At 39.7% G+C, this 25,178-nt stretch carries 21 protein-coding genes and 1 pseudogene; 11 read left to right on the forward strand and 11 right to left on the reverse strand.

Translation table 11 applies throughout. The features are described 5' to 3' along the window. Positions 1-3: 3 nt before the first annotated feature. Positions 4-534 carry a tetratricopeptide repeat protein gene (locus ACM0OT_RS05300; protein ID WP_414563337.1) on the forward strand — a complete coding sequence of 177 codons (531 nt, stop codon included), beginning with the start codon at positions 4-6 and terminating at the stop codon, positions 532-534. Between the two features lie 230 nt (positions 535-764). Here ACM0OT_RS05300 and ACM0OT_RS05305 read toward each other — a convergent pair whose 3' ends face one another. The 4 genes from ACM0OT_RS05305 to ACM0OT_RS05320 form a co-directional block, all read right to left on the reverse strand. After that, positions 765-1,340: a Uma2 family endonuclease gene (locus ACM0OT_RS05305; RefSeq protein ID WP_414563339.1), complete on the reverse strand. Its 576-nt coding sequence runs from the start codon at positions 1,338-1,340 to the stop codon at positions 765-767. 87 nt (positions 1,341-1,427) lie between these two features. Further along, complete coding sequence (locus ACM0OT_RS05310; RefSeq protein WP_414563340.1) at positions 1,428-1,763, reverse strand: XisI protein; 336 nt, start codon at positions 1,761-1,763, stop codon at positions 1,428-1,430. After that, positions 1,751-2,170, reverse strand: a complete 420-nt coding sequence (locus tag ACM0OT_RS05315; protein ID WP_414563342.1) for a XisH family protein — start codon at positions 2,168-2,170, stop codon at positions 1,751-1,753. The genes ACM0OT_RS05310 and ACM0OT_RS05315 overlap by 13 nt, the downstream gene beginning before the upstream one ends. Positions 2,171-2,276: 106 nt before the next feature. Continuing rightward, positions 2,277-6,263, reverse strand: coding sequence for a magnesium chelatase subunit H (locus ACM0OT_RS05320; protein WP_414563344.1), 3,987 nt, complete (start codon positions 6,261-6,263; stop codon positions 2,277-2,279). A gap of 299 nt (positions 6,264-6,562) precedes the next feature. Between ACM0OT_RS05320 and ACM0OT_RS05325 the strand changes: the two genes are divergently transcribed. Beyond that, positions 6,563-7,801: a lipid-A-disaccharide synthase gene (locus tag ACM0OT_RS05325; protein WP_414563345.1), complete on the forward strand. Its 1,239-nt coding sequence runs from the start codon at positions 6,563-6,565 to the stop codon at positions 7,799-7,801. Positions 7,802-7,966: 165 nt separating this feature from the next. Here the strand turns inward: ACM0OT_RS05325 and ACM0OT_RS05330 are convergent, their stop codons facing one another. The 3 genes and pseudogenes from ACM0OT_RS05330 to ACM0OT_RS05340 all read right to left on the reverse strand — a co-directional run. Further along, a complete protein-coding gene (locus ACM0OT_RS05330) occupies positions 7,967-8,365 on the reverse strand; it encodes a hypothetical protein (RefSeq protein ID WP_414563347.1) in 399 nt (132 codons plus the stop codon). 234 nt (positions 8,366-8,599) lie between these two features. Further along, the gene (locus ACM0OT_RS05335) at positions 8,600-8,869 is read right to left on the reverse strand and encodes a YciI family protein (protein WP_414563349.1); all 270 of its coding nucleotides are present in this window, start codon (positions 8,867-8,869) and stop codon (positions 8,600-8,602) included. A 317-nt stretch (positions 8,870-9,186) separates the two neighbouring features. Beyond that, positions 9,187-9,282: pseudogene (locus ACM0OT_RS05340) on the reverse strand (Uma2 family endonuclease); the annotation flags it as partial. A gap of 111 nt (positions 9,283-9,393) precedes the next feature. Between ACM0OT_RS05340 and ACM0OT_RS05345 the strand changes: the two are divergent. Both ACM0OT_RS05345 and ACM0OT_RS05350 read left to right on the forward strand, forming a co-directional pair. Continuing rightward, positions 9,394-9,684: a BrnT family toxin gene (locus tag ACM0OT_RS05345; protein WP_414563351.1), complete on the forward strand. Its 291-nt coding sequence runs from the start codon at positions 9,394-9,396 to the stop codon at positions 9,682-9,684. A 13-nt stretch (positions 9,685-9,697) separates the two neighbouring features. Then, on the forward strand, positions 9,698-9,973 hold the full coding sequence (locus tag ACM0OT_RS05350) for a hypothetical protein (protein ID WP_414563353.1): 276 nt from the start codon (positions 9,698-9,700) through the stop codon (positions 9,971-9,973). A gap of 163 nt (positions 9,974-10,136) precedes the next feature. On the opposite strand, the gene pheT is transcribed toward ACM0OT_RS05350, so the two are convergent. Next, positions 10,137-12,572, reverse strand: coding sequence for a phenylalanine--tRNA ligase subunit beta (gene pheT, locus ACM0OT_RS05355; RefSeq protein ID WP_414563354.1), 2,436 nt, complete (start codon positions 12,570-12,572; stop codon positions 10,137-10,139). 384 nt (positions 12,573-12,956) lie between these two features. On the opposite strand from pheT, the gene ACM0OT_RS05360 reads away from it, so the two are divergent. From ACM0OT_RS05360 to ACM0OT_RS05370, 3 genes are all read left to right on the forward strand, one after another. Continuing rightward, a complete protein-coding gene (locus ACM0OT_RS05360) occupies positions 12,957-13,283 on the forward strand; it encodes a hypothetical protein (RefSeq protein WP_414563356.1) in 327 nt (108 codons plus the stop codon). A 16-nt stretch (positions 13,284-13,299) separates the two neighbouring features. After that, the gene (locus ACM0OT_RS05365) at positions 13,300-15,381 is read left to right on the forward strand and encodes a dynamin family protein (protein WP_414563358.1); all 2,082 of its coding nucleotides are present in this window, start codon (positions 13,300-13,302) and stop codon (positions 15,379-15,381) included. A 122-nt stretch (positions 15,382-15,503) separates the two neighbouring features. Then, on the forward strand, positions 15,504-17,717 hold the full coding sequence (locus ACM0OT_RS05370) for a dynamin family protein (RefSeq protein WP_414563359.1): 2,214 nt from the start codon (positions 15,504-15,506) through the stop codon (positions 17,715-17,717). Between the two features lie 142 nt (positions 17,718-17,859). Here ACM0OT_RS05370 and ACM0OT_RS05375 read toward each other — a convergent pair whose 3' ends face one another. Together ACM0OT_RS05375 and ACM0OT_RS05380 are read right to left on the reverse strand one after the other, a co-directional pair. Then, positions 17,860-18,444 carry a Uma2 family endonuclease gene (locus ACM0OT_RS05375; protein WP_414563423.1) on the reverse strand — a complete coding sequence of 195 codons (585 nt, stop codon included), beginning with the start codon at positions 18,442-18,444 and terminating at the stop codon, positions 17,860-17,862. Between the two features lie 106 nt (positions 18,445-18,550). After that, positions 18,551-19,189: a peroxiredoxin gene (locus ACM0OT_RS05380; protein ID WP_414543262.1), complete on the reverse strand. Its 639-nt coding sequence runs from the start codon at positions 19,187-19,189 to the stop codon at positions 18,551-18,553. 164 nt (positions 19,190-19,353) lie between these two features. Between ACM0OT_RS05380 and ACM0OT_RS05385 the strand changes: the two genes are divergently transcribed. The 4 genes from ACM0OT_RS05385 (at position 19,354) to ACM0OT_RS05400 (ending at position 23,991) form a co-directional block, all read left to right on the forward strand. Further along, complete coding sequence (locus ACM0OT_RS05385) at positions 19,354-20,460, forward strand: extracellular solute-binding protein (protein ID WP_414563361.1); 1,107 nt, start codon at positions 19,354-19,356, stop codon at positions 20,458-20,460. A 169-nt stretch (positions 20,461-20,629) separates the two neighbouring features. After that, positions 20,630-21,355 (forward strand): hypothetical protein, encoded by a 726-nt coding sequence (locus ACM0OT_RS05390; RefSeq protein WP_414563363.1) that lies wholly within the window; start codon positions 20,630-20,632, stop codon positions 21,353-21,355. 14 nt (positions 21,356-21,369) lie between these two features. After that, a complete protein-coding gene (locus ACM0OT_RS05395) occupies positions 21,370-22,494 on the forward strand; it encodes a substrate-binding domain-containing protein (protein WP_414563365.1) in 1,125 nt (374 codons plus the stop codon). A gap of 186 nt (positions 22,495-22,680) precedes the next feature. Beyond that, on the forward strand, positions 22,681-23,991 hold the full coding sequence (locus tag ACM0OT_RS05400) for a cation:proton antiporter (RefSeq protein WP_414563367.1): 1,311 nt from the start codon (positions 22,681-22,683) through the stop codon (positions 23,989-23,991). An 8-nt stretch (positions 23,992-23,999) separates the two neighbouring features. Here ACM0OT_RS05400 and hpsP read toward each other — a convergent pair whose 3' ends face one another. Next, positions 24,000-25,172 carry a hormogonium polysaccharide biosynthesis glycosyltransferase HpsP gene (gene hpsP / locus ACM0OT_RS05405; protein ID WP_414563369.1) on the reverse strand — a complete coding sequence of 391 codons (1,173 nt, stop codon included), beginning with the start codon at positions 25,170-25,172 and terminating at the stop codon, positions 24,000-24,002. Positions 25,173-25,178 lie beyond the last annotated feature (6 nt).

A 25,178-nucleotide genomic window follows, 5' to 3' on the forward strand; every position in this document is an offset into this window, starting at 1 on the left:
CAAATGAACAGTAAGTTTTACTATGAAGCGGCCATAGCAGCATCTACTCGTGGAAACTTGAACACAGCAATCAGTAACTTCGATACAGCAATAGAATTAGAACCAGAAAACCCTTTATATTACTTTGAACGTGGTAATGTATATTTGGGTACAAGAAATTATAGGACAGCAATTCAAGATTATCTTTGTGCAATAAATATTAATCCTAATTATAGGGATGTTTATTTTAATTTGGGTTATGCTTATACGGATTTGCATGAACATGAAAAATCAATAGAGTGCTTTACTAAAGCACTTGCTATTATACCGGATCATGCTGATACTTATATAAGTAGAGCGATTAATTACCATGTCTTGGCAAATTACCAAGCAGCCCTTGATGACGTAAATATGGCAGAAAAGATTGCTATTGCACAAGGTAATTTTTCAATTATAAATAATGCACATGATTTAAAACAAAAAATAATAGATGCTATGGATCGTACAAATCGGCTACTAACATCATTAAAAAAATTGGCCGATGAGTACAAGTAATTACCGCAGATAATTGTAGTGGCGTGACAAAGTAAAAATGTTGCATTCATCAGATTGAAAAAACAAAATTAAATCATGATCATTGATTATTTAACCCAACAAATTAGACTAGACGCGCTAGTAGGTTGGGTTGAGTAAAGTTAAGCCCACCACATAAACAATGATTTATCAAATGTTTAATTTGAAACTAACAATACAGTTATTTTAGTGTATTGAATATTTTTACAAGATTACCAAATCATCCCCAAATTCAAAACAAAATTATTTAACACATCTTCTCCTGATACCGTAGCAGGAGACTCCAAAACCTTAACATCTTTTCCTTGTCTATAAATCTCAACTTGCCGAGATTTACGATTAATTAATAAACCTAAACGTACACCATTATCCATATATTCCCTCATCTTTTCCTGTGCAACCTTCAAACTATCACTTGGGGAAAGTAATTCAACGACAAAATCAGGACAAATCGGGGGAAACTTTTCTTTTTGCTCCTCAGTTAAAGCATTCCATCTTTCCAACTTTATCCAAGAAGCATCAGGAGAACGATCTGCACCATTAGGCAATTTAAAACAAGTGGAAGAATCAAAAACTATACCCTGTTTATTTTGCTCATTCCAAATCCAAAGTTGAGCAGTTATACCCGCATTCCGATTTCCCGTTTCTCCTCCCGTTGGTGGCATGATAATTAATTCTCCCGTAGCAGTGCGTTCAAATTTCAAGTCGCGGTTTGCCTGACATATCTGAAAAAATTGCTCATCTGTCAATTCCACTGCTGGTTTGAGATTGATGGTTAAAGCATTCATGGTGATATTCCAGATTAAAAAATGAAGGCAAGCAAGATGCCTGTCCTAGAAAATATTAAGTCAGCTTGAAGATATTCAAAACATCTCCTAACTGACAGCATATTCTGTAAATTGCCTCATAAAAGGAGACTGAAAACCTAAGACAATATCTTCCTTGGGAACCCCAACCGCTACCAAATTAGCACCAATGTCATCCTCTGTACCATTCCATTGAAGCCAAATTTTGCCGCCTTTAATATCAATATGAATGATACAACTATGTACCCAATTTTCTCCTTCCCAGCCGACATGAACTATTTGATAATGGTCACGTTCGGTATCAAAAATTCTCTCTACTTCTATATTTCCGTAAGCTGGTCTTTGCTCACTATATTCCTGTAATATTTGTTGTACAAGCTGACGATATCGAGTTAATTTATCCATTGGAAAATCACCTCTCTTTCTACATCATAAATAAGCATTTTGACATGATTTTCTGATACCATATCTTTAGGAAAATCTAGTTGAAAAAATGTTTTGTAAGTTGTTAAAGGTACTGCTAAATATAAAACACGATCCGGTTGTAACCTTCTCAATGCACCTCGATAATTAATAAACTGTCCTAATGCTGTATGAAATTCTGAAATAGCAGACGATTGTTGTAAAAAACTTTTCACTTCTACTGCAATTTTTTGTCCTTCTCGTTCTGCGGCAATCAGCTTTTCTGCACCTAAGTCAATAGAAAGACTAACTCCTCCCACACTAATTGTCAGTGGGTCATTTGTAATTTGCCAACCATCTTTATGTAAAGCTGTTTTAACAACTTGATGAAAAACATCTTTAGCAGGCATACATATCCATAATTATATTGCTTATTTAGATTTACTGCATTCTTGATAATCTGTAAAAACGGGTAAAAAAATAGAGGCGTTCTTTAGAACGCCTCTACATCGAAGGTTATTCTATCCCTTCAATCCGGTCTTCGACTTCTTGGTACAACTCGCGCAGACGATCTAAATTATCATCGCTAGTCTCCCAATAACCGCGACCATTCATTTCCAATAAAGTGGAAACAATCTTGCGGAACGAATGGGGGTTGAGATTCATCAACCGTTTTTGCATTTCTTCATCTTTGATGAAGGTTTCGTTGGTGTCCTCATAAATCCAGTTATCTACAGCGCCGGCTGTCGCACTCCAACCAGTGGTGTTTACCAATCGCTTGGAAAGTTCACGCACGCCTTCGTAACCGTGAGATAACATTCCCTCGTACCATTTGGGGTTTAATAATTTGGTACGCGCATCTAAACGCACGGTTTCGGATAATGACCGTACCTGTGCATTGGCTGTGGTGGTGTCTGCAATGTAAGATGCTGGCTTTTTGCCATCGCCACGCAGACTTGCCACTAACTTGGTAGGATCTGAGTCGAAGTAGTGAGAAACATCTGTCAAGCTAATTTCCGAAGAATCAAGATTTTGGAAAGTTGCATCAGCAGTTTTCAAAGAAGTTTCAAAAATCTGCCGTGACTCATCCATGACACCAGGGTTATCGGAATTGAAGGAGAATGATTTGCGTTTGAGGTACATTTCCTGTAACTCGGCTTCGCTATCCCAAGTGCTGTTTTCAACCGCCAAGTTGATGTTTGACGAGTAGGAACCAGAAGCATTGGAGAAGACGCGAGTCGCTGCTTGACGCAGATTAATTCCCATTTCCTCGGCTTGTTGCAAAGCGTGTTTACGAACAAAGTTCATTTCTAAAGGTTCGTCGGCTTCAGCAGCCATTTTCACGCCTTGGTCTAGCAGATTCATTTGGTTGATGAACAAGTCGCGGAATACACCGGAACAGTTGATGACTACATCAATTCTGGGTCTTCCCAATTCTTCTAGAGGTATCAACTCTAACTTGTTCACCCGTCCCAAGGCATCGGGAACTGGACGCACACCAATCATCCACATGATTTGCGCTAGGGATTCACCGTAAGTTTTGATGTTATCGGTTCCCCAGAGGACACAGGCGATGGTTTCTGGCCATTTATCCTCATTTTCAGCCTTGTTACGTGCCAATAGCCGATCTACAACGATTTTGGCTGATTGAACTGCGGCTGATGTCGGGATTGATTGGGGGTCAAGGGCATGGATATTCTTACCTGTGGGTAATACATCCGGGTTGCGGATGGGGTCACCACCAGGGCCAGGGAGAACATATTCACCTTCTAAGCCTTGGAGTAATGCGCCGAGTTCGTTATCTGCACAAACTTGTTTCAGGCAAAATTCCAAATACTCAAACAGTGGTTTGAGGGGTTCTAGGTCAACTTTGGGATAACCTGCTTGATGCAATGCTTCTACCCAAGGTTCTTTTTTGCCCATGTTGAAGAAGTTCAACCGAGAAACTAAAGAAACACGTCCTTCAGCGTCGGTTTGGGCTTTGACTAGTGCGCCCACTGCTTCACGGGTGGCTAGGGTGATATCTTGCAGTAGTTGGACATCTTCTAAAACACCGAGGTCGCTGTTTTTGTAAATGTCGTCTATGTCACGCCCGATGCTGTTGGCAATGATGCGGGGTAAGCTGAGAATTTCTTCTTCTTGGCGGTCTAAACTACCAATGTTTACTAGGGTAGCTACTGCTTCTTCGGCTGTTGGTGGTTTACCAATGATGTGCAATCCACAAGGTAACAACCTAGATTCAATTTCCATTAACTTACGGTAGACGCTACCAACAATGCGATCGCGCTCATCGGCGGTCATATCTTTGGCATCGGTTTCCGGTAAATTAATGTCTTTATCCAGGTTGACAATGCGGCATTTATCCATAATGGTATTGACAATGGGAATACCGCGCCCACTATCTTTTAATGTTTGGTAAGAAGCAATTAACTCGCTGAGTTCTTTCAAACCTTTGTATAAACCTGCATTTTCTGCGGGCGGTGTTAGGTAAGAAATTGTCTCGGCGTAACTGCGGCGTTTGGCAATGGTCGCTTCACTGGGGTTATTGGCTGCGTAATAATACAGGTTGGGAATTGAGCCAATTAAGTTGTCTGGGTAACAGTCTCCCGACATCCCCATCTGCTTACCTGGCATGAATTCCAAGGAACCATGTGTGCCAAAGTGCAACACTGCATCTGCGCCCCAAATTTGCTCTAAGTAGGTGTAGTAAGCAGCAAAACCGTGGTGAGGACTAGCAGAACGGGAGAACAATAGCCGCATGGGGTCACCTTCGTAACCGAATGTGGGTTGCACTCCAATGAAGACATTACCGAATTGTTTACCGTAAATCAGCAGATTTTGTCCATCGCTGTTGAGATGTCCTGGCGGTGGCCCCCAGTTTTCCTCTAGGCGTTGAGAATATGGGGTGAGTGCCTCATATTCTGGTACGGACATCCGATAAGCAATGTTGAGTTCTGGGCTAGCATACTGGGCTTGGGCATCATGAATGACTTCTTCCATCAAAGCTTGGGCGCTTTCGGGAACGTCTTGGACGTCGTAGCCGTTATTTCGCAGCCCTTTTAATACTTCATAGATGGAACCGAATACATCTAAGTAAGCGGCTGTGCCTACATTACCTTTATCTGGGGGGAAGCTGAAAACGGTAATGGCAACTTTTTTGTCTAGTTTGGGTTTACGGCGCAGGTTAGCCCATTTTAATGCTCTTTGGGCTACTGCTTCTACGCGATCTTGGAGAGCGATCGCCTTACCTGTTGTCCCATCTCTACCTGATAAAATTATCGGCTCAATGGCTCCATCCAATTCGGGAATGGCAATTTGTAAAGCCACTTGAATTGGATGTAACCCCAAGTCACTATCTAACCATTCTTCGGTGGTTTGGAAAACTAAGGGTAACGCCACCATATAAGGACGATTTAGGCGTTTGAGTGATTCAATAGCCTTGGGATGGTCTTGTCTTGCTGGGCCTCCCACCAAAGCAAAACCAGTCAAAGAAACCACTGCATCTATGAGCGTTGTGTTAGTCGCCGGTTCATAGAAGTAAGCATCCACGGGTTTGGAGAAATCCAACCCACCAGCAAATACAGGAATTACCTTGGCACCGAGTGATTCCAATTCCTGGACGATGGCTACATAATGAGCATCATCACCTGTAACTAGGTGGGTGCGTTGTAATACTAACCCTACACAAGGCGCCAAGGGATCTTTAAGATCGCTCGAAATATCCTTGCGGGCTGTATACCAGTTCAGGTACTCTTTCACATCCTCAAACATAGTCGTCGCCAAAGGATGCCAAATCCCCATATCGGGATAGACAACTGGCGCTTGATATGTAGGAGATGCAAATCTTTGTTTGTCTACATCTTTTAATACATATTTATCAGCCAGCATCAACAAGAAGTTTTCCAGATTTTCTGGTGAACCTCCCAGCCAATACTGGAAACTGAGCATGAAATGTCGAGCGTCCTGTGCCTTTTCCATTGGCAAGAACTTTAATACTTGGGGTAGGGTTCGTAGCAGCTTTAGCATTCCATCTTGGAATCCTGCGCCTGATTTCTCCTTGCGTTTCCGCATGAATTGAGCGATCGCACCCTTCGATTGACCCAATTGTGCCAAAGAAAAGCTACCCATTTTATTCAGGCGCATGACTTCTGGCATTGATGGGAACACCACAGAAACATCCAGGCGATCGCGGTGTGGTTCTACAGCAGTAACTACTTTTTGTGCTAAGTCTTCTATAAAAATAAGTGAGGCGATAAAGATATTAGCCGTCTCCATCTCCCTTTTGAACTCTTGATAGTTCTCAGGATCTCGGAGTTCCTCAATCAAATACCCACTGATTTCAATGGCCAGGTTGGGATTGTTCGAGTTAATCGTGCTAACAGCTTGCGACAATGCACTTTGGTACTGGGACTCAAGCACGACATAGACCACCTTGATTAAATTACGTCCGCGTAAGTTATCAGGCGCAATATGTCTAATGGTGGACTTGACGTGTGTGAACATGCAGATAGGCTCCTTTGATGCGTGTTCTCTAACTGAAGTTCTGAGCGACATCCGCCGTCAGATTTACTTCTTGTTTTTTCGGCAATATGAATTTTTTATCAGAAAAACCTTACCAATTGAGCATTTTGTGGTCTATATGACACAAATCGATATAAAAAAATAAATATTTATTTATAAAACTTGACAAAATAAAAAAGTGTTTACTCACATTTGTGTAACATTTTCTTAATAATTAGGGAGTGGGGAATGGGGAGTAGGGAGTGGGGGAGAAAATAAAATAACTAATGAATTATTGACCAATGACTGAAGCAGTTGATATTTTGATTCTCTCCAATGGCCCTGGGGAGATAACCACATGGGTGCGTCCAGTTGTCAAGGCTTTGCGGCAAGAACTCGGTGATGATCGTTCTCAGATGAGGATTTCTGTGGTGTTGTCACCTTGTCCTAATGCTAGTGGAAAAGAAGGTGCGATCGCTCTGAGTTATCCAGAAGTGGATCGAGTACAAGCAGCAGAGCATTTTTGGCAGTTTTTGCTGTGGGGTAAAACATGGGAAAATTGGGATTGGCGCGATCGCGGTGTAGTTGTTTTCCTGGGTGGTGATCAAATTTTCCCGGTAGTCATTGGCAAAAAACTGGGATATCGCACAGTAGTTTACGCCGAATGGGATGCCCGTTGGCATAACTGGATTGACCGTTTTGGCGTGATGCAGGCAAAAGTGTCTGAACGAGTTTCCCCAAAGTATGCCCACAAGTTTACGGTTGTGGGAGATTTGATGGTAGAAGCACAAACAAACATTACTCAAAACACAACCTTAAATACTGAAATAATTGGTTTACTACCAGGGTCAAAAGCAGCAAAATTATCTCAAGGAGTGCCATTATGCTTGGCTGTTGCCGAATGTATCCATGCAAAAAGACCCCAAACTAAGTTTGTGATTCCGGTAGCACCCACTTTGGATTTACCAACGTTAGCTAGTTTTGCTGACCCTGGAAAAAACCCTTTTGTCAAAGTTTTTGGTAGTTCCTCTGCTGTCTTAGTAGAGTCAGACAATCCTATTCTGAAAACAGAAACAGGTTTGTGTGTAGAGTTGTGCAGAGAAAATCCCGCCCATGAATTATTATCTCACTGTAGTATCTGTTTAACTACAGTAGGTGCGAACACAGCTGAACTCGGTGCTTTAGCTGTGCCGATGATTGTTGTCATCCCAACTCAGCAACTTGATGCTATGCGTTCTTGGGATGGTTTACCAGGGTTATTAGCTAATTTGCCTGTTGTGGGTTCTACTTTTGCAAAAGCAATTAACTGGCTAGTGTTAAGTCGCAAAGGTTTATTAGCTTGGCCTAATATTTGGGCCAAAGCGGAGATAGTACCAGAACTGGTAGGTAAACTCCAACCCCAAGATGTAGCAGAAATGTTTTTAGACTTTTTGACTCATCCAGAAAAGTTGGATGATATGCGAAATAAGCTACGCAGCGCCCGTGGCGAAAGTGGCGCAGCGCAGAAGTTAGCAACTTTGGTGCGTGAGGAAATAAGCTAATGAGCATTGAAGTTGCATAAAACCAGGACTGTACTGCTTCGCAGAACCCGTAGGGTAGCTCTTACTACAAGCGAATCAGTCTGGAAAATTGATTTACAGGTTTGGATTTTGAATTATTTTCAAATCCAAAATCCAAAGTTGGGTCATTTAATGACAAATTCAAACTTATCTGGTGTTGTTGTTCAAGATATGGATAACTGCACCCGCAGCCGCACCATCCACAGCATTGCCTAGAGGATCTTTACAATTGCCAATAACTGCACCAGTTACAGTACTAGCAACTGCGCCAACTCCCGCATTTCTAGCTATGTTGGGGTTTCTGCGGTTTTGTCTGTTGCCATTAGCCGCATTGACAGCAGCGCCAGCAGCAGCACCTTTCACTGCATTATTGAGTAAAGAGCCACATCCTCTAATAGCTCCCGATGCTGCACTAGTAGCGGCTCCAGTACCGATATCTCTGAGCATTGTGTTAGCCGCAGCCTGTTGAGCAGGAACTAAAGTAATACCAGTTAAACTTGCAGCCATGAGGCTGGGTAAAAGTGTACGTTTTAAGATTTGATTCATGGTAGTGCCTTGTTGAAAAATTTAATGTTTTGCAGTTGTTAAACAACTGATTTTTTAGGTTATACAACAACTGATAACCTTCTGATATTTACATTAGCGAAATTTTAACCGCATCTACTAAAAGCGGGAAATTATCATGTGATTTTCGAGATGTTCTTTGCTAATTTAGTGGACAGTAATTAAACTGACACATTGACAGAAAGCGTTAAAGATGGTTCATAAATTGTGAGGTATTTAAAAAGCTTGAATCCACTCTTTCACAAAATATTCAGTCCAGATGCCATTTTTCCAATAGGGGTCATTTTCAATCAACTGGCGCACTGTGGCTTCGTCTTCGGTTTCGTAAATGCCAAACACTTTGGTGACATCCTTGGTAGGGCCAATAGTAATCAGTACACCGGATTCTTTCTGTTTTGCTAATCCGTCTAAGTGTGCTTGACGGTAAGGGTCACGTTTTTCGAGAACGTTTTCACAGTAAGTTCCCCACATGATGTATTTAGGCACAATTATTAATTACTCCTAGTAAATTCAACTCTGATTTTTAATTGAAAACTATACCATACCAGCTGGGAAAATCTGGTTTGCTGTAAAATCTAATTCGGGAAAAGTTGGGGACACAATGCCATCGCTGTCTCGAAACTTACTTATCTGATATTCTCCATCCACCAAATGACATAAGTAAGTCGGCGAGAAAAAATCAATCTATGTTAAGCAATGTAAAATAATTAAAATTCATTTCCTAGTCAGCGGCTCTAGCGCTTATTTGAGGACTAAAGTCCTCACCGAACTCGCTCACGTTTAATTATTTACGGTGTCCTACTTACACAGATTGTTGGTTGTTGAGGATTGCCAATAAAATTACGTCCATCCAATGCTGCATAGTCTATAATCATAATCCAATATTCAGGGATGCCCTCCAAAGGGAAAAGGGAAAATAGATAATTTCTTGAAATAATCTCAGGAAAATTGTGTATATTAAATGTGATACATTTTACTTTATATGAAAAAATATAAATTAATTTATCGTAATGGCTCGTTTTCAGTGGGATGAAAATAAGAATAAAATTAATATAGAGAAACATGGAATTGATTTTAATGAAGCATCACAGGTCTTCGATGATGAAAGTAGGCGGAATTTCCTAGATAATAGAAAGGATTATGGAGAAATAAGAGAAATTTCTATTGGTAAAATTAATCTGAGTTCAATTAACTCAATTATTATTGTAGTAGTTGTTCATACAGCAAGGGATGGTTTTATCAGAATAATTTCTGCAAGAAAAGCTAACAAAACTGAGCGTTTTCTTTATGAAAAACAATAAGTTTTCAATTAAAATGTCAATACAAGAAAGACATAAAAAATTACTTGAGATGTCTGATGAAGAAATAGACTATTCAGACGTTTTACCAATAGATGAACTATTGGAAGAAGGGTTTATAAGTGAAAAAAATAAAACAAAAAATAGCATTTCTTTAAAAATATCAAGCGTATTGTTTATTATTTCAATTCTGCCTTTATTGATTTTTGTTTCTGATGGAGTAGAAATAACTTTAAATAAAAATATTCTTATTAAAAAAAATAGTTCCTTTAGGAAAAAACTTAGCTCATAGAGTGCTTTTAAAATAAATGAGCTTGATAATTGAGATTTATTTAGGGGTGGGGCGGCTATTTATCCCGTAGCAGTAGTTTAGTTTAAATTAACCACAAAACTTTGCACTCAGAGTTTGAGATTTGGGATTTTAGATTCAATCCCAAACCCCAAATTTTTGTGAATTAACTTCTCAGGTTAACGCCGAATTTTTCTACTAAGGCTTCGCGGACTTTATTGTGTACAGGCTCCACTTCTGCTTCAGTAAGAGTGCGATCGCTTGACCGATAAATTAAGCGAAATGCTAAACTGCGTTGACCTTGAGGGACGTTTTCGCCGCGATATTCATCAAATAATTCCACAGATTCCAGCAAACCTTTGCCAGCTTTATTAATGGATTTTTCAATGTCAGCAACAGAGATATTCACTGGTGCAAAAAAGGCAATATCTCGATCGCTTGCTGGGTAGGTGGAATAAGGATGAAATTTAGGCACAAGCATATCATCTTGATCAAGTGCATCTAAAAGCACGTCTAAATCTAGCTGGAATACGTAAACTGCATCTGGTAAACCCTTGTCTTGACGTAGTTGGGGGTGAACTTGTCCAAAGATACCGAGTCTGTTTCCTCCCACCCACAGAGAAGCTGTGCGTCCTGGATGTAAACGTTCGTCACGGCGATCGGGTTGATATTCCACTGGCAAATTAAATTGCTGGAATACGCTTTCTAAAATTCCCTTAGCGTCAAACCAAGTCATGGGCTGTTCTTTATTGCCTTTTGACCATTTACCAACGGTGCAATCGCCTCCCATGATCCCGGCGATGGCGGCTGTTTCTTGCAAGCCGTCTTCCTCTTGCCAGAAAATTTGCCCCAGGTCAAAACCATTCAGTGATCCGTTACCTTGCTCTAAGTTATATTGAAAGGCATCAATCAACCCAGATATCAAGTCAGTTCGCAGTGCCGAATATTCTACAAATAACGGGTTACTCAACACTATCTGTCTGTCATCCCCTGGCTTGACTAAAGAATAGTGGATGACTTCTGTTAACCCTTCAGCCCGCAGACAAGCGCGCAATTTGCGGATCAATTCTTGATCTATGGATAAATAGCCCGCTTCCGACTTGTCTGGTAAAGTATCGCAAAAACGGTCATAGCCATAAAGACGGGCGATTTCTTCAATCAAGTCAATTTCCCGTTCTAAGTCGCGGTAACGATAAGGTGGTGCTGTCACCGTCCAAGTTTTTTCTCCGGCGGAAGTCACTCGACATCCTAGTGCTGTTAAGATGCGTTCTACATCAGCTTCGGTGATTTCGCCTGTATCTTCTCCCAAATCCACTGGCCCCAACACCTGATTTACTCGGTCTAAACGCAGAGCAATAGAACGACTCCAAGTAGATGGATCTGGGCGGGTATCGGCAATTTGCTGTTGGACAATGACTCCATCAGCTAGTTCGCTAATCAATGATAAAGCACGGTTACAGGCTACTTCCAATTCAGCCCGATTTACCCCCCGTTCGTATCTTCCAGAAGACTCGCTTCTTAACCCCACACCACGGGAGGAACGACGAATGGCAACAGAATCAAATAATGCGCCTTCTAAAACTAAGCTTTGAGTACCGTCATGGACTTCTGTTTCTTCTCCACCCATGACTCCCGCCAAAGCCACGGGTTTGTCGTTAGCGGTGATTAACAAATTTTGGGTTGACAGGTTGCGAGTTTGCCCATCCAAGGTTTTGAAAGATTCCCCAGACGTAGCAAAACGCACGCCTATTGTTAAATTTTCACTCCCCGCAACAGATTGTAAACGGTTTTTATCAAAGGCATGTAGTGGTTGCCCCCATTCCAACAAAACATAGTTGGTAATATCGACTACATTATTAATTGGTCGCACACCAGCAGCCCGTAAGCGTTGTTGTAACCATTCAGGAGATGAGGCAATTTTGATTTGTTCAACAACTGTACCAATGTAGGCAGGGCAAGCTACTTTTTCTGTAATTTTTAAAGCTAAATTACCTGTACCTTGGGGAACCGATATTTCACTTGATTCAGGAATACTTAACTTACCACCAGTCAAAGCCGCGACTTCCCGGGCTATCCCTACCATACTCAAGGCATCAGCCCGGTTAGCGGTAGTAGCCACATCTAAAATCACATCATCCAAACCCAACAACGGACGCACATCACCACCCAAGGGTAAATTTTCCTGGGAAAAAATATGGATTCCATCTATATCAGTGGGTAAACCGAGTTCTTTTAACGAACAAATCATGCCTTGGGATGGCACACCTCGGAGCTTTGCAGGTTTAATTTTTAAATCGATATTCGGTAAATAAGTGCCTGTAGTTGCCACTGGCACATATATATCTGCCCGGACATTGGCAGCACCACAGACAATATTTAAAGTCTCAGATGCACCAACATCCACTTGGCACACACTTAATTTATCAGCATTGGGGTGGGGTTGACGCTCCAGCACTTTCCCCACAACAACGCCATTGGCCCAAGTGCGGCGATCTTCTATATCTTCTACTTCAAACCCAGCCATTGTCAGGGTTTCGGCTAATTCTTCCGGGCTAAGTTTGATTTCTACTAGTTCCCGCAGCCAGTTAAGAGAAATACGCATGGAGTGTGCTTGCTTGTTTGAGGAATCTTCTTTTGCTCTAATTTTAGGGCGTTTACTAGCTAGTGATGGCTACTCACCTCGCAAGGTAAACCCTTCTACTTGAATAATCCTACTACGTTGTTTGGACAATAGAGGTGCTTAGGCTAGGGGCTAGAGGGTAACTCCAGAAAAATAAATATCAATATTTATGATCAGATTTCTGGAAAACAACTGTAAATTCTGGGATCTAACTTACAGCTTTTTTATATACCGAAAAATTGACCAGAAAAAACGGCTTAGGGAGGATTTTTACTGAGGCTGATAAAAATTCAAGTAAGTTAATATACAAATAATTTATTTTGTGAAAGCTGTATTATTTCATTGTCTTAGGTGGAGTGCAGACCAATGACATCTCAAGATGATCACCATCAAGAACTAGCGCAACGGGAACGCATACTGCGAGAACGAGAAGTGGAATTACGACTTCGAGAGATGGAATCTGACATCCATACACCCAATGCGCCTTTTCAGAAAACTGTGAAACATCAACCGCATAATTTCCAGAAACCGTGGGTCAAAAAACTGATTCTGGGTGGAAAATTATTTGCTTTCGGTGTCGTTGCATTGGTAGCTGTGAAAATAGCCTCAGCAGTAGCAGGAATTATGATTATTGCTGCGTTGGCGTGGATATCTTACAAGCTCTTTTTTGAATCAAAACAAAATCATCGTTAATCATGGGGCAATTTTCATGACTTATCAAGTCGGAACTGACAAATTTATCAACGACTTAGAACGGGTTGCTCAAGTACGCTCGGAAATTTCGGTATGTCTTAGCCGAATTGCTGATACTATCGGTGAGGCTGAATTGGCGGGTGAATCTTCGTCAGGAAAGCTCAGTTTAGAACGAGATATAGAAGATATTACAATAGCTAGTAAAAATCTCCAAAAAGGTGTATTTCGTCTGTTAGTTTTAGGTGATATGAAACGGGGTAAAAGTACGTTTTTGAATGCCTTAATTGGGGAAAATTTGCTCCCCAGTGATGTAAATCCTTGTACGGCAGTATTAACAATTTTACGTTATGGGCCAGAAAAAACGGTTACTATTCACTTCAATGATGGTAAAAGTCCCCAGAAACTAGATTTTCAAAGTTTTAAATATAAATATACGATTGACCCAGCAGAAGCCAAAAAATTAGAACAGGAGAAAAAATCAGCTTTTCCTGATGTTGATTATGCAGTTGTTGAGTATCCTTTACCCCTATTAGAAAAGGGAATTGAAATTGTTGATAGTCCAGGATTAAATGATACAGAATCACGCAATGAATTATCTTTGGGTTATGTCAATAATTGTCATGCAATTTTATTTGTGATGCGGGCTTCCCAACCTTGCACTTTGGGTGAACGGCGATATCTAGAAAATTACATCAAAGGTAGAGGTTTATCGGTTTTCTTCTTAGTCAATGCTTGGGATCAGGTGCGAGAATCTTTAATTGATCCTGATGATGTAGAAGAGTTACAAGCATCAGAAAATAGATTACGGCAAGTATTTAAGGCGAATTTAGCAGAATATTGCTCTTTGGATGGTCAGGATATTTACGAAGAACGCGTTTTTGAACTTTCTTCCATTCAAGCATTGCGACGTAGGTTGAAAAATCCCCAAGCTGATTTGACGGGAACTGGCTTTCCAGAGTTTATGGGTTCTCTCAATACTTTTCTTACCAGAGAACGGGCGATCGCAGAACTCCGACAAGTGAGAACTCTGGCTAGACAGGCCTGTAAGCATACCCAAGAGGCGATCGCTAGACGCTTACCTTTACTTGACCAAGATGTTGATGAATTGAAAAAACGCATTGATTCAGTGGAACCAGAATTTAATAAACTCACAGGTATTGGGGAGCAATTTCAAAAGGAAATTATCAATACCAGAGATAGTCAAGCGCGAAAAATTTCTGAATCTTTTCGGGGCTATGTATTAAATTTAGGTAATACTTTTGAAACTGATTTTTTACGTTATCAACCTGAGTTAAATGTTTTAGATTTCCTGAGTAGTGGTAAACGAGAAGCATTTAATCAGGCGTTGCAAAAGGCCTTTGAGCAATATATTGCTGATAAAGCTGCTGCGTGGACTTTAACAGCAGAAAAAGATATCAATGATGCTTTTCAAGTACTGTCTCGGAGTGCTTCTCAATATGGCGCTTCTTATAGTCAGGTAACAGACCAAATCACAGCTAAACTCACTGGACAGCAAGTTAAAGTTAATCCCACATCTACCCCAGAGGAAGACCAGTCTCCAGGGTGGGCTAAATGGGCTATGGGATTATTATCTCTGTCTAGGGGAAATTTGGCGGGTGTGGCTTTAGCTGGGGCTGGTTTTGATTGGAAAAATATTTTATTGAACTACTTTACTGTAATTGGTATTGGTGGGATACTGACAGCGGTGACTGGTATTTTTCTAGGCCCCATTGGATTTGCTTTGCTAGGTTTGGGAGTAGGTTTTTTACAAGCAGATCAAGCGCGCAAGGAGTTAGTGAAAACGGCAAAGAAGGAGTTGGTAAAATACTTACCACAAATCGCCCATGAGCAATCGCAGACTGTGTATGATGCGGTTAAAGAGTGTTTTGATGCTTATGAAAAAGAAGTGAGTCAGCGAATTAATGATGATATCGCCTCTCGCAAGTCTGAGTTAGATAATTTGGTGAAGCAAAAAGAAACGCGCGAAATTAATCGTGAAGGTGAGTTACATCGTTTGAAAAAATTGCAGGAAGATGTGATAGCTCAAATTCAAAAAATAGAGGCGGCTTATAGTAGTTTGTTGGCTTACTATAGTTAATTTTATAGTCATTCGAGTCAGCGGCTCTAGCCCTTTAAAAATTTATCAGAGAGCGATAAATCGCTGACTACGAACATGTTATTATCTGCATTTTCAACTGAGCCGGGAAACTGTAAAAGAATATGCCACCACAGAATGAAACTTACAGTAATTTAGCCAATTCTCTCAAATCTACATCTGCATTATTAAATTTAAATAGTCAATCACAACTGCATCAAGATATTGTGGCTGTGTGCAATTATCTGGCTCATCCTAATTTACGAATTGCTGTTTTTGGCCCCTTTAATCATGGTAAGTCTACTTTATTAAATGCCATGTTGGGGACTCGTACATTACCAATTGATTTAATCCCGACTACAGGTGCGGCTATTACTGTGAAGTATGGTTCTGATGTGCGGACTCGGATTATGTTAGCAGATGGAACAGAAATTTACCGCAGTGGGACAGAAGTATTACAGCAATTTGCTATTCTCGATGATAATAGACAGATGCGAAAAGATGTGGCATCTGTGGAAGTTTTTTGTCCTCATCCTTTTTTAGCAACAGGTGTAGAGTTTCTAGATTTACCTGGGACAAATGACAGAGAAGAACAAGATACTTTAGTTAAAGAACAACTATTAAGTGTAGATTTAGTAGTTCAGTTATTAGATGCACGCAAGTTAATGACTTTGGGGGAACGGGAAAACTTGCGGGATTGGTTATTGGATCGTGGTATTAAAACAGTTATATTTGTTGCTAATTTTTTAAATTTATTGGAACCAGAAGAACAAAAACAAGTACAAAATCGCTTACTGTTTGTAGCAGAGAGTTTTCGAGCAGATTTACCCCCAGGTTTTAGTAATTTATATCGGGTGGATGCTTTACCTGCTTTGAGGGCGAGATTAAAAGGTGATGTGGCTGCGGCTAGTAGTAGCGGGTTAGTGGCTTTTGAAGCAGCTTTGCAAAATACTGTCGGTATTTTACAACAAAATTGCGGTGATGTGCGGTTGCCCAGAGTGCAGGCGATCGCTTCTCAAATTCAAATATCTTTAAAAGCTAAAATTGATCCTCTTGTTCATGAAATAAAAGCCTTTGATGAGCAGCAAGCTGCTAAATTTGCCATTAAACAAAAAGCCGCTAATTTAATTAACCAAGGTTTTACTAAGAGTTTGCAATCTTTACATAATTGGCTAGATTTACCTAAATTGCTTGCTAAATATCAAGCTGATGCGGCTGTGGCTTTAGCAGAAAATAATTTTAAAAATTGGCAAACAACTACTCTCAAAAAAGATTTAACAGAGTTGCAAATTGAGGTAATGAGATGGCTTTATCAAGCTTATGAATTCTTTAAAGAAGAACGTCCAGAAGATTTATCCATTCCCTTACCTAGGGAACCACAAATCATTTTGCCACCAAAACCCGGTAATATCGATAATTTAAGTGAACCTGGTGCAGTAGCAGTTGGTGGTGGGATTGGTTGGTTATTGGGTGGCCCTGTAGGTGCTGCTGTGGTTGGCAGTATTTCTTATTTATTAAACAAGAATATTCAGCAAGAAGATGACAAATTAGCCAACGAATCTTATCATCAACAAGTAGCCAAAGTTTGTATAGGAGCTATTGAGGATTATTTTTCTGAATTTAGTAATCGGGGTTTAGCAATTTTGGCTGAATATGAGCAGAAATCAGAAAAAATTATTCGCTTTGAAGTTAGTAATGTAACGTCAGAAATGACTAATAAATATGCAGAGTTGCAGACATTACAAAATGCCTTTAATCAGTTGCTAACAGAGTTAGATAAAGCCAAAATATCTTTAAAATATCAAGCTTATCAAGAAATATCAAAAAATAAAAATACTCACCGAGTTTATGCACCCCCAAGAGAGAAAGTTGTAAATTATGCTGCTAAAAAGCCAGCACAGGAAACTACCAGTACACGGGTAGAATCTCCACGTCAGCAAGTTTCTTCACCTCCCCCACCTCTTAAAACTCCTCCCCGTACCCAAGAAGTAGAAGCAAAATTTCGTAATTGGGAACTTGATGAAGAAATAGCGCGCATGAAAGCAGAAATGCGATCGCCTGGTTCTCATAATCACAAGCAGCAACAAAATACCAATCACAGTAAAGCAGCAAACCCACCGCAAACTCAGGTAGAAAAAGATAACATTGCTCGCGCCTACAGTATTTTAGGATTACAACCTAGTGCTTCTTTTGCTGAAGTCAAACAAACTTATCGAAGTTTAGTGAAAAAATGGCATCCAGATTTATTTGTTAATCAGCCGCAGATGCAAAAAAAAGCCCATGAAAAAATGCGTCTATTTAACGAAGCTTATACAATATTGTCTGCTAGTAACGATTAATTAACCTCATCTTAGAACGAAATGTAAAATTCTTTCTTTTCTCCTTCTTCGTGTCCGTTGAGATCTTTGCGCTTCTAGAAAAAAACAATAAATAAAGGTGATAATATATCAAATCTTATCGCCAACTCACTTAATTTTTTGACTACCAAACTTTACTCATCTTCAAAGTAAACCCAGGTAAAACAGATTCACCGCTAAGAATATCAGGATTATCTAGACATTCTCTTGCTTGTCCAGGACGATAAATATAAACTTGATAATTTTGTCTATCAATTAACCAGCCTAATTGGATTCCTGGTTCTTGCATATATTCCTCCATTTTTTCTTGCAAAAGTTGGAGGCGGTCACTTGGTGATTTCAGTTCAATAATAAAATCTGGACATATGGGAGCAAATTTTTGTTTTTGTTCTGTTGAAAGACTATTCCACCGTTCTAGTTTCATCCAGGAAGCATCGGGAGAACGTTCCGCACCTGTTGATAGTTTAAATCCTGTGCTGGAGTCAAAACAAATACCCGTACCGTCTTGTTCTGACCAGACATATAACTGTCCAGCAACGTTAAAGTTCCTGTTGCCTGTTTCTGTACCTGTCGGTGGCATAATTGATATTTCTCCCGATTTATTCCGTTCAATGCGTAAGTCACGGTTAAATTGACAGAACTCAAAGAATTGTTCGTCTGTCATTTGGATTGAAGGTGGAAATTGCAGCACTAAAGGAGAAGAAAACATCATGCTGTCCCAACTAAGCTTTATGTTTATTTTCACGCAAAAACGCAAGGACGCCAAGATATAACTTCGCGCCTTTGCGTTTTCAACAAAAAATCATTTTGCAGATTTATTTGTTAGGCTGAGGAGTCATCCGCAAATAGGGTTTGATTTCCTGGTAGCCTTTGGGGAATTTTTCTTTGAGTACTTCTGGATCTTTGAGTGAGGGGACAATTACACAATCTTCCCCATCTTTCCAGTCAGCTGGTGTGGCTACGCTGTAATTATCGGTTAATTGCAGTGAATCAATTACCCGCAATAGTTCATCAAAGTTGCGTCCAGTGCTGGGAGGATAAGTGAAACTTAAACGTAGTTTTTTGCTGGGGTCAATTACGAAAACAGAACGGACTGTAACGCTAGCCGCAGCGTTGGGATGAATCATATCGTAAAGGTCAGACACTTTACGATCGCCATCTGCCAAAATTGGATAGTTGAGAGTGGTGCTTTGAGTTTCTTCGATGTCTCCTACCCATCCTTTGTGGGATTCAACATCATCAACGCTAAGTGCGATCGCTTTGACATTACGCTTGTCAAATTCTGGCTTGAGTTTAGCAACTGTGCCTAATTCGGTGGTGCAAACCGGCGTGAAATCAGCAGGGTGAGAAAACAGCACTACCCAGCTGTCACCTGCCCATTCGTAAAAATCTATGTCGCCATGTGTTGAGGCTTGCGTAAAGTTGGGTACTGTATCACCAAGACGGAGAGTCATGCGAGATTCCCTGTAATTTAGAAAGGCATATGTATTCTACTTTGCCATCATGACATAAATCACCGATTCTCCTATCGGCATTTCGTCGTTTTTAACAAAATTTTAATTTATGAGTGAACTATCAATACCGAAATTATTATACAGGCTTGTGGAGCAGTAATGTGATGATTCTTCAAAAGCCTTTATTCATCAAGTGCTTAACAACAGCCTTTTGTCTGTTGGCGCTAGTGGCTTGTAGGGGTAACTTCAATTTAGAAAGTAATTTGAATCAATTATCAGTCCAAGTTTTGGTGGGTAGTGCTTTGGCAGACTTTTGCCAACAAGCCGCACAAAATTTTCATGCTACACAACCGCGACTAGACAATGGTAGATCTGTGCAAGTGAGATGTGACGCTAGAGGTAGTGGTGATGTTGTTAACCAATTAGTTTCTTTAGCGACTCAGCTAAGAAATGGGACATTACAGGCTGATGCAGTTGATTTTCCTACAATTATTTCACTTGATGGCGATATTTATCACAGTCAGATGATTTACCACATCAACCAACTATTTCCTGGACAAAGGTATATTCCGACAGTTACCGAATCACCACTAATAGCGCATACACCAATGGTATTCATGGCCCAAAGCGATGTAGCTGAAAAACTACGTAAAAGTGGTGACATTTTAAGCTTTAACTATGTGCAAACTGCACCAACTCTTTCCAATTCGGGATTGCAAACTTTAGTCGCCCAATATGCCAGTGTATCGGGTAAATCTCCTGAAGATTTAACGCTGGCTGACGTACAACAATTACAGCCACAAATGCAAAAAATCTACAGCCAGATTCCCACTTACGGTGTGTCTACCAATTCTCTGGCCGAAGCAATTGCTCAAAACGGTCAATTTGGGTCTGTAATAGCTTCAGTGTATGAATCGAGTGTGATTGCGGTCAATTCTCGATTACCAGCACAGCTACGCTATGAAGCAGTTTATCCCTCAGCCACATTTACATCAAATATGCGGGCAATTGTGCCCAATGCACCTTGGGTAAGTGTAGACGAGAATGCAGCTGCTGACAAATTTATCACTTATTGGCGATCGCCTGCTGTACAGCAAATTGCTACTGATTTAGGCTTACGTCCGGGAACCCCTGGAGTGGCTTTAGGTGAAAAGTTTACCCCAGAATTTGGTGTTGACCCACAAGCCAAGTATGATTCATTACGTCCTCCATCCCCAGAAGTTGTAGAAGCTATGCTAAAAGCTTGGCAGGAAGAGACTCAGAACCCCTAAATATAATTGCTATATTACAAGGTGATACTATTTTAGATTTTGACTGAGAAATAGTATTCTTAGTAGAAGTTTGGTAAAAGTAGTCACGTTATTTTGGCAAATTTACGTAGATTTAACTGGAGTTTACGGATAATACTTTGTCGATCAATAATTACTAAGTGTTAAAATTATGAAATTGGCAAATCCATTGTATTATCCATTATCTGTCTTGATTGGCAGTATTGTTTTATTCATAGGAGTGCGTTTAGTTCAACTACCTAATCAAATTATTATTCCTTTGGCAATTGGTATATCTTTGTTTTTCGCTAACTTCTTTCAATATCGAGAACCTAAATATTTTGAATTAGATAATCCTGAGTTAGAACAAGAAATTACGGCAGTGCAAATTGCTGCGTTAACTTTAGCCAATCGAGCGAATGAACTACGTTTAGCAGCCAAAAATTTGTTAACTATAGCCGAACATGAGAAACTATTAGCCACCATAGAAAGAAGTTGCGATCGCGCCATTGAATTGCCAGGCAAAATTCGGACTATAGTTTGGTATTTATATGGTAGCAATTCTCTAGTTTCTATTGGTTCATTGCAACGGCAATTGACAGAAATACAACAAAAAATGCGGCTAAATTCTGGATATTTAGAAAAACAACACTTAAGTAAACTTGCAGAAAACATCAAACGCAACATTAAATTAGCTAAAAAAGGTGAAGATACTCGTCTATCAAGGATTTTTACTATTTATCATTTAATTGAAGATTATACTGTAATTTTAGAACGTTATGATGATAAATTGAGTGACGCTAACTTAATAAATTTAGAGGAACTTAAAGAGTTACAACTACTTGGTGATGAACTTAAAAGCCTAGAAGAAATTATTGATTTATTAGTTCGTAAATAAGCCAGAATACACAAATGATATATGGTGAAAACAAGTCAAAATTACTCAAAATTATTACCTCATGCACAATTATTTTAATAACATTAGTTATCACATATATTCCCGTTGCGATTCCTGGACTACAGCAAAAATTAGTAATTGTAAGTGGGACTGAACTACAAGCACCACTAAGAAATTTAGAAGCAAAATTTAGACAAAGCAATCCGCAAATTAAATTAGAACTAAAGTTTCAAGGTTCACAGGAATTGGTGAACAGATATATTAATAAAAGGGATGATTTTCAACCAGCAGTTTTTATTCCCGGAAATGGAGAAATCTTAAAAGAACTAAGCGATCGCCTACGTGCTATTTACAAAAGTGAACCTTTTTATGGCTCTCCTCAACCCATAGCAAAAACCATGTTAGTAGGTATTGCTTGGCCAGAAAGGGGAAAAATTCTCTTTCCCGACGGACGGTTTCAATGGTCAAAAATTGAACAAGCAATGCAAGCAATTAATTGGAAAGAAATAGGTGGTTCTAGTAGTTGGGGTAGCTTTGATTTTGTGATGACAGATCCCACCCGTTCCAATAGTGGTCAGTTAACTTTAGATTTATGGATAAAATCAAAATCAGGAGCAAGAATCAACAGTACAAGTTTCATCAATTTATCTGTGCGATCGCTATTGAGTTTAATTAAAAAATCAGTTTATCAACCACCCCGTTCTACAGATATTCTTCTACAAGAATTTATTGTCAAAGGTGCAAACGAAGCTGATATCGCTACAGTCTATGAAAGCATTGCCCTGTATCGTTGGCAACAATCAATTGCTAATCAAGGTCAACCTTACCAAATTTATTATTTAGATCCGTCAATGGAGACTACCGCCACAGCTGCAATTATCCGTCATCATGTCGATATTAATACAGCCAATGCTGCCAGAAAATTTTTAGATTTTCTCACCCAACCAGAACAACAAGCAGTATTTGTTCAATATGGTTTTCGCCCGGTGAATGATACTGTAGATGTCACAGACGTAGCCAATAGTCCCTGGAATCAGAATATTCCCGGTGCTGAAGTTCAGCCAAATATCACACTTTTACCAGCACCAACTTCCCAGGCGATCGCCGAAATTCAACGGTTGTGGGAAAGGGTTGATTAGGGACTGAGTGTTCGTTAGCTCATTTTGAAATTGATATAAAGGATGAGTTTATACTATTCATCTTAGGCTAGTAAAAGTAGGAAAAATTGCAAAATTTATTTATGAAATCTATCTATAGATATTTTATACAAACAAGCAATTACCACTAAACTAACAAAGTTATCTTCAGTTGATATATATATTTATATGGTAGATATTTACATTCTTGATCTACTAATTATTGGTCTACTTTTACTAGGAGTTACACTAGGCTCAGGCTGGATTAAGCGCTTACCACTTTCTTTCGCACTGATATATCTATTAATGGGTATATTTTTAGGCTCTGAAGGCTTAGAAATGATCCAACTGAGAGAAAATAATGTATTTAATGCCAAAGTACTCGAAAGATTAACAGAATTTGTCGTGATTATTTCTGTCTTTAGCTGTGGGTTGAAAATCATTAATCCTTTACGCTTGAGAGTGTGGAATATTACAGCACGACTGATTGGGTTTTTAATGCCAATTACTATCTTGGGATTGGCAATTGTCGGGAGATTATTTTTAGGAATGAACTGGGGAGAAGCGATTTTATTAGGAGCAATTCTTGCACCCACTGACCCAGTATTAGCTTCTGAAGTCCAAATAACAGATATTAATGATAGAGATGAGTTACGCTTTGGTTTAACCTCTGAAGGAGGTTTAAATGATGCTTTGGCTTTTCCCTTTGTTTATTTTGGGCTTTATGCAATTAAAGATAATGATTGGGACAACTGGTTTAGAGATTGGTTAATCGTTGATTTAATTTGGGCGATCGCATCTGCTATTATGATGGGTTTTCTGATAGCTAAATTAGTTGTTTGGATTGATGAAAAAATTCAACAAAAGCATTTTGTTGATGTAGTGATGGAAGATTTTATTGCAATTAGTGCCATTTTAATTACCTATTCTTTAACAGAAATCATCAATGGCTATGGGTTTTTGGCAGTATTTGTAGCGGGTTTAATTGTCCAAGACAGTTACAAGAATCCTGATAAACCAATGGCACAATTAGAATTTATTGAGCGGCTAGAAAAATTATTGGAAGTAGGGACAATTTTATTATTGGGAAGCATATTATTATGGCAACCAATCCTTAATTATGCCTCTCAATCTTTCGTAGTTATAGTTTGCTTATTCTTCATAATTCGGCCTGTAGGAGCATGGATTAGTACAATGTATCAACGTCCCTTAAACTCCCACCGCCGTAGTTTTCATCCTGAAACCCGTTTCTTATTTGGCTGGTTTGGTATTCGTGGTGTAGGCTCTTTATATTATCTTGCCTATGCGTTTAGTCATGGCTTAACAGGAGAAGTTAGTGAACAAATATCCTGGATAACTTACACCACTATTGTAGTTTCTGTAGTTTTACATGGCATTTCTGCTACGCCCTTAATGAACTGGTATGAGCATAAATTTGCGACAAAACAATCTCTTACTCACACTAACATCAGCGAATTAGAAGATAATTCTAAATATTAGACTTTAAATTAGTTGGTTAATATTTGTTGATAGGCTGAGACAATTTGACGAGCGATCGCACCCCAGCTAAAATTTTGCAAAGCATATTTTTGGGCATTTAATCCCCGGCGTTGGCGTTCTTGGGGATTTTGCAAAGCTGCTTGGAGTAATTCTACTAATGCTGACACATCAGTTACACCCACCCACCCCGATTCACTATCATGTACCTGCTGCCAAATATGCACCTGGTCAGAAATAACCACAGGTATTCCTGCTACCATCGCCTCAGCTACAGCGATACCAAAGTTTTCATAATAAGAAGGTAAAACAAATAAATCAGCAGCTTGCAGTAAACTAGCTTTTAAATCGCCACTGACAAAACCTGTAATTGTAGTGTGCGATCGCAGTGGTGAATTGACAATCTGAGATTTGATTTTTTCCTCATAATCTGGGTCTTGAGGATTTGTCCCAGCCAAGACAAAATGAAAATTACATCCTGCAACTAACAATTTCTCTAATGCAGGAATCAACAAGTCTAAGCCTTTTTTCGGGTCAATGCGCGACATAAACAACACCAAAGGCTGACCTTCCGGTATTCCCCACTGACTAAGTATTTCACTCCCTCCATCACCTTCATAGGGAACCACACCCAAAGGAATCACCCAATCTTGAGTAACCACACCAAAACGTTCTGATATTTTGGCTTCTTGATCACTGGTAAAATGAATTGCTGCTGCACCAGCTAAATTACGACGTTCTATAAATTGCACATAAAGCTGTTTTAATTGGCGTTTTTTGCGTAAATCAGCCGGGTCAAGAGTACCCAAAGGACGCAAAATATAAGGTAGCTTTTGCTGACGACAAACAGTCGCCGCCGCACTACTTACAGGAGAAAATAACGCATGAATATGCGCCACATCAAACTCCTGAGCGTGAACCTTTAACCAGCGCAATAAATCAATAGAAAACTTATAACGCCGAAATGGCGCACAACGAAAATAAATTATTTCATAACCATCTTGTTTCACCGGACAATTCAAAGGAACATCCAGAGGCGCTTGTCCAGAATCACCATTACTATCAGTAGTCAAAATTGTCACTTTTTCCCCCTCCCTAGCCAACGCCCCAGCCAACCCCATTACCATTTGACTAGGGCCACCATAAACCAGAGAAATCGAAGGAACAATTTGTAAAACTTTCATGCAATC

The sequence above is a fragment of the Anabaena sp. CCY 9613 genome, assembly GCF_963920895.1.
Lineage (GTDB): Bacteria > Cyanobacteriota > Cyanobacteriia > Cyanobacteriales > Nostocaceae > Cyanocohniella.

What these genes read in the sequence shown, in the direction of transcription:
- ACM0OT_RS05390 (WP_414563363.1), top strand. Translation starts at nt 20,630, where the DNA reads ATGAAATTGGCAAATCCATTGTATTATCCATTATCTGTCTTGATTGGC.
- ACM0OT_RS05315 (WP_414563342.1), bottom strand. Translation starts at nt 2,170, where the DNA reads ATGCCTGCTAAAGATGTTTTTCATCAAGTTGTTAAAACAGCTTTACAT.
- ACM0OT_RS05350 (WP_414563353.1), top strand. Translation starts at nt 9,698, where the DNA reads ATGTCAATACAAGAAAGACATAAAAAATTACTTGAGATGTCTGATGAA.
- ACM0OT_RS05380 (WP_414543262.1), bottom strand. Translation starts at nt 19,189, where the DNA reads ATGACTCTCCGTCTTGGTGATACAGTACCCAACTTTACGCAAGCCTCA.
- ACM0OT_RS05395 (WP_414563365.1), top strand. Translation starts at nt 21,370, where the DNA reads ATGATATATGGTGAAAACAAGTCAAAATTACTCAAAATTATTACCTCA.
- ACM0OT_RS05325 (WP_414563345.1), top strand. Translation starts at nt 6,563, where the DNA reads ATGACTGAAGCAGTTGATATTTTGATTCTCTCCAATGGCCCTGGGGAG.
- ACM0OT_RS05375 (WP_414563423.1), bottom strand. Translation starts at nt 18,444, where the DNA reads ATGTTTTCTTCTCCTTTAGTGCTGCAATTTCCACCTTCAATCCAAATG.
- ACM0OT_RS05305 (WP_414563339.1), bottom strand. Translation starts at nt 1,340, where the DNA reads ATGAATGCTTTAACCATCAATCTCAAACCAGCAGTGGAATTGACAGAT.
- ACM0OT_RS05360 (WP_414563356.1), top strand. Translation starts at nt 12,957, where the DNA reads ATGACATCTCAAGATGATCACCATCAAGAACTAGCGCAACGGGAACGC.
- pheT (WP_414563354.1), bottom strand. Translation starts at nt 12,572, where the DNA reads ATGCGTATTTCTCTTAACTGGCTGCGGGAACTAGTAGAAATCAAACTT.
- ACM0OT_RS05330 (WP_414563347.1), bottom strand. Translation starts at nt 8,365, where the DNA reads ATGAATCAAATCTTAAAACGTACACTTTTACCCAGCCTCATGGCTGCA.
- ACM0OT_RS05385 (WP_414563361.1), top strand. Translation starts at nt 19,354, where the DNA reads ATGATTCTTCAAAAGCCTTTATTCATCAAGTGCTTAACAACAGCCTTT.
- ACM0OT_RS05320 (WP_414563344.1), bottom strand. Translation starts at nt 6,263, where the DNA reads ATGTTCACACACGTCAAGTCCACCATTAGACATATTGCGCCTGATAAC.
- ACM0OT_RS05300 (WP_414563337.1), top strand. Translation starts at nt 4, where the DNA reads ATGAACAGTAAGTTTTACTATGAAGCGGCCATAGCAGCATCTACTCGT.
- ACM0OT_RS05370 (WP_414563359.1), top strand. Translation starts at nt 15,504, where the DNA reads ATGCCACCACAGAATGAAACTTACAGTAATTTAGCCAATTCTCTCAAA.
- ACM0OT_RS05365 (WP_414563358.1), top strand. Translation starts at nt 13,300, where the DNA reads ATGACTTATCAAGTCGGAACTGACAAATTTATCAACGACTTAGAACGG.
- ACM0OT_RS05345 (WP_414563351.1), top strand. Translation starts at nt 9,394, where the DNA reads ATGGCTCGTTTTCAGTGGGATGAAAATAAGAATAAAATTAATATAGAG.
- ACM0OT_RS05400 (WP_414563367.1), top strand. Translation starts at nt 22,681, where the DNA reads ATGGTAGATATTTACATTCTTGATCTACTAATTATTGGTCTACTTTTA.
- ACM0OT_RS05310 (WP_414563340.1), bottom strand. Translation starts at nt 1,763, where the DNA reads ATGGATAAATTAACTCGATATCGTCAGCTTGTACAACAAATATTACAG.
- hpsP (WP_414563369.1), bottom strand. Translation starts at nt 25,172, where the DNA reads ATGAAAGTTTTACAAATTGTTCCTTCGATTTCTCTGGTTTATGGTGGC.